The organism is Nonlabens sp., assembly GCF_047636915.1.
GTDB lineage: Bacteria > Bacteroidota > Bacteroidia > Flavobacteriales > Flavobacteriaceae > Nonlabens.
This window is the reverse complement of sequence record NZ_JBLIGN010000151.1, coordinates 1-3,603: the sequence shown is the minus strand read 5'-3', so window position 1 is coordinate 3,603 and position 3,603 is coordinate 1. Positions and strand designations below refer to the sequence as shown.

The following is a 3,603-nucleotide window of genomic DNA, read 5'->3' as shown; positions in this document are numbered from 1 at the left end:
CATGGTGTTTTGTAGCAATAGTTGTTATAGTATCATTTTGCAGCATGTTCGGCTCATTATCTTGCTTCATACCTTCACTACGGTCGCCACTTCCCAAAGGGGAATAAGCCGTTAAGTGAATTCCTTTCTTAGAGCAATATGCCATCAATTCGTTTTGTTGCAATAACGGATGCAATTCTACTTGATTCATTTCGGGAATTTCATCAGTTTTTGAAATAAGGTCGTCTAGTTTCTTAATAGAAAAATTAGAGACTCCTACGTGTATTGCTTTTCCTTCCTTTTTAAGAGCTAGCATAGCATTCCAAGTTTCATGAACAGGCGCCTCTTCAGGAGAAAGATAATCTGTGGGTTTTTCTGGATAGGCCACCTCTGGTTTAAAAGCTACTGGCCAGTGAATGAGGTATAAGTCTAAGTAATCTAGTTGTAAATCTTTTAAGGTTGTATCCAAAGCAGAAGCAACATCCCCTTTTAAATGGGCATTGTTCCAAAGCTTTGAGGTGATCCATACGTCTTCTCTTTTGATGGTTCCCTTAGAAAACACCTCGTTAAAGGCTTCTCCTATTTCTTTTTCGTTTGCGTATACAGCTGCGCAGTCTATATGTCGGTATCCAGACTCTAGTGCTGTGATGACCGCTGCCTTCACCTCGCCTGGCTTTGATTTCCATGTTCCTAATCCTATGGCGGCCATTCGGTCACCATTTTTAAACTTAAGAGTTTTCATTGTGTGAATTTAGTTTTGTTAAATTTAGCTTTAGCGAAAGCGGTTACCAAGAAAATGCGATCAATTTATTAAAACTTTAGTACAGCACAATGTATCAACGGGTAATTTAGGATTTGGGAATAGTGTCAAAATACAATAGGGTACTAAGATCTAGGATGATGCGTATTGATCACCTTAGAGAGATGTGCGCGGTCTACATGCATGTAGATTTCTGTAGTGGTAATGCTCTCGTGTCCCAGCATCATTTGAATGGACCTTAAGTCAGCGCCATTTTCTAATAGATGTGTTGCAAAACTGTGCCTAAAGGTATGCGGACTTATTGTTTTATGGATCCCCGCTTTGATCGCTTGTTGTTTGATGATATGAAAAATCATTGCTCTGGTTAATCCAGCGCCACGTCTGTTCAGAAAAAGGGTGTCGGTATGATCTGGTTTTGAAGGAACATGACTACGCACCTCGTTTTTATACAATTCAATGATCTTGATAGTGTAGTCTCCTATGGGTACCAACCGTTGTTTATCTCCTTTGCCGGTTACTTTTAGGAAGCCCTCCTTAAAAAACAGATCGCTTATTTTTAATGTAATCAACTCGCTTACTCGCAGTCCACAAGCATAGAGAGTTTCTAGCATCGCGCGGTTGCGCTCGCCTTCTGGTGTAGAGCGATCTATGCTATTGATCAATAAATCTATCTCTTTAGTAGTTAAAGTGTCAGGCAATTTGCGCCCTGTTTTAGGAGCTTCAATGAGTGTCATCGGTTGGTCTTCTCTATAGCGTTCTAAAATCAGGTATTCAAAAAAAGATTTTAAACTACTGATAGCTCTTGCTTGGGATCGAGGTTGTACCGTTTTGGCAAGTTGGTATATAAAGCTGCGCAATGTGTCCTGTGATATCGAAGCAGGAGTATGGTTCATCTCATTTTTATCAAGCCATTTTTGAAGTTTTTGCAAATCTCTTTTATAGGCTTTTATAGTATTGAGAGATAGGCCTCTTTCCAATTGAGCATAGATGGCAAAGTCTTTAATGGCTTGATTCCACTTCATGAGGTAAAGGTAGAGTTTATAAAGTAAGCCGTATGGCTCCTGAGTTCTTGTTAAAAGTCAAGTCTATATAATATACTGTTTATGAACAGCTGGATAAGTAAGCTGAATAAAATCAACACTTAATTATTATCTAATTAACATTTATTAATTTAAATCAAACATAAATTTACCAAGAAAAAATTAACTAATTTAATTTATTATGAAAAAATTATTATTGTGTGCTGCATTTGTAGCTTTTGGAATGGGAATGACTAACGCCCAGGACGGTGGTTTTGCAGCTGGTATTAAAGCTGTTGTCCCTATGGGGGATTTTGCAGACTTCTCTTCATTTGGTATAGGTGCTGAGGTATTGTATTTACATCCAGTTTCTGATAAATTCACCTTAGGTGGATCTGTAGGATACACCACTCTTTTTACAGATGATATAGAAATTTTAGGTTCGACTTTTGAAATAGATGATGTTGCTTTTTTACCGATTGTAGTAAAAGCCATGTACAGTTTAGGGGATTCTGGATTTGGTCTGGGTGCAGATATTGGTTATGCTGTTGGTATCAATGAAGGTAATGACGGTGGATTACTATACGAGCCTAAATTGGTGTTTAGTACAGACATGTTGCTATTTTCTGTGGGATATCAAGGTGTTAGTAATGATGGTGATTCTTTGGAGTCCATTCAGATAGGAGCGGCATACAAATTCTAAAAAAAAACTTTTTTAAATCACAAAAAGCAACCTTTATAGGTTGCTTTTTTTACGTCTCGCTTTCGCGAAAGCGGAATAACCAATATCTTTAACCCATGAAAATACTCCTACTTAACGGTCCTAACTTAAACTTACTGGGCAAGCGCGAACCTGAAATTTACGGTTCTAAAACTTTTGAAGATCATTTTACAGAACTACAATTTCAATTTAAAGAGGTAGAGCTGGGTTATTTTCAGTCCAATATAGAGGGAGAGATCATCGATAAACTCCACCAAGCGGAACAAGACGGTTTTGATGGGGTGATTTTAAATGCTGGTGCCTATACCCATACGTCTATAGGTATAGGAGATGCCGTAGCTGGAATTAAGACGCCTGTGGTAGAAGTGCATATTTCTAATGTGATGGATCGAGAGGAATTTAGACACCTATCTTATATCTCTAAACATGCTGTCGGTGTGATCAGTGGCTTTGGATTGAAAGGTTACGAACTCGCATTGAAGAGTTTTATTTAATCCGCAGATGAGAGGTCATAAAAAAAGCTCGTTTAGAATTTATTCTAAACGAGCTTTTAATTTTAATGGTTTAAAAATTATAGACCAGGGTAACTTCCTGTTATAATTTCAATTCCATCGATAACATATCCTACAAAAAAGAAACCGGCTGTTAAGATGAACAATACGTTCCAATACCATGGACTGCCTAGGAACCAACGGTGTGCTGCAAATCCTCCTAGGAAAAACCATAAAAGTAGAGCAACAGTCTGATCCTCCGACCAAGCAACAGCTGCCGGTGAAGTTAATGTAGCGGTAGATTCTTCCATACTTGTACCGTTCTCTAGTGTGATCACTTGAGTTGTTACTTGTCTTTCTACAGGGAATGATGCAAATGCAAAAGTGCTCAGCATCATAAATACGCTCATAAGAGTTAGAGTTAATTTTGTTTTCATAAGATGGTAGTTGTTTATATTTGAACCAAATATATATTATTTTATGAAATATAAACTAACTATTGTGTGTTTAATGTTCTGTGCCACTAATCTTTATGGTCAGACCTATGAATATTTAGGACTTTTAAAATTACCAGATAGTTCTTTAATCCCTTATAGACTCGACTTTAAAGAGACGAACGGAATGATCAAAGGT

5 protein-coding genes are annotated in these 3,603 nt (G+C 37.5%); 2 read left to right on the top strand and 3 right to left on the bottom strand.

Translation table 11 applies throughout. From position 1 onward, the window contains the following. Both ACJAT0_RS13015 and xerD read right to left on the bottom strand, forming a co-directional pair. Positions 1 to 721: aldo/keto reductase (locus ACJAT0_RS13015; protein ID WP_415182002.1), on the bottom strand; the 721-nt coding region annotated here is incomplete at its 3' end. A gap of 143 nt (positions 722 to 864) precedes the next feature. Beyond that, positions 865 to 1,761: a site-specific tyrosine recombinase XerD gene (gene xerD / locus ACJAT0_RS13010; RefSeq protein ID WP_415182001.1), complete on the bottom strand. Its 897-nt coding sequence runs from the start codon at positions 1,759 to 1,761 to the stop codon at positions 865 to 867. Positions 1,762 to 1,960: 199 nt separating this feature from the next. On the opposite strand from xerD, the gene ACJAT0_RS13005 reads away from it, so the two are divergent. Continuing rightward, on the top strand, positions 1,961 to 2,461 hold the full coding sequence (locus ACJAT0_RS13005) for a hypothetical protein (protein WP_415182000.1): 501 nt from the start codon (positions 1,961 to 1,963) through the stop codon (positions 2,459 to 2,461). A 95-nt stretch (positions 2,462 to 2,556) separates the two neighbouring features. Further along, a complete protein-coding gene (gene aroQ / locus ACJAT0_RS13000; protein WP_415181999.1) occupies positions 2,557 to 2,973 on the top strand; it encodes a type II 3-dehydroquinate dehydratase in 417 nt (138 codons plus the stop codon). A gap of 77 nt (positions 2,974 to 3,050) precedes the next feature. Here the strand turns inward: aroQ and ACJAT0_RS12995 are convergent, their stop codons facing one another. After that, positions 3,051 to 3,407: a TM2 domain-containing protein gene (locus ACJAT0_RS12995; protein ID WP_374003992.1), complete on the bottom strand. Its 357-nt coding sequence runs from the start codon at positions 3,405 to 3,407 to the stop codon at positions 3,051 to 3,053. Between the last annotated feature and the right edge of the window lie 196 nt (positions 3,408 to 3,603).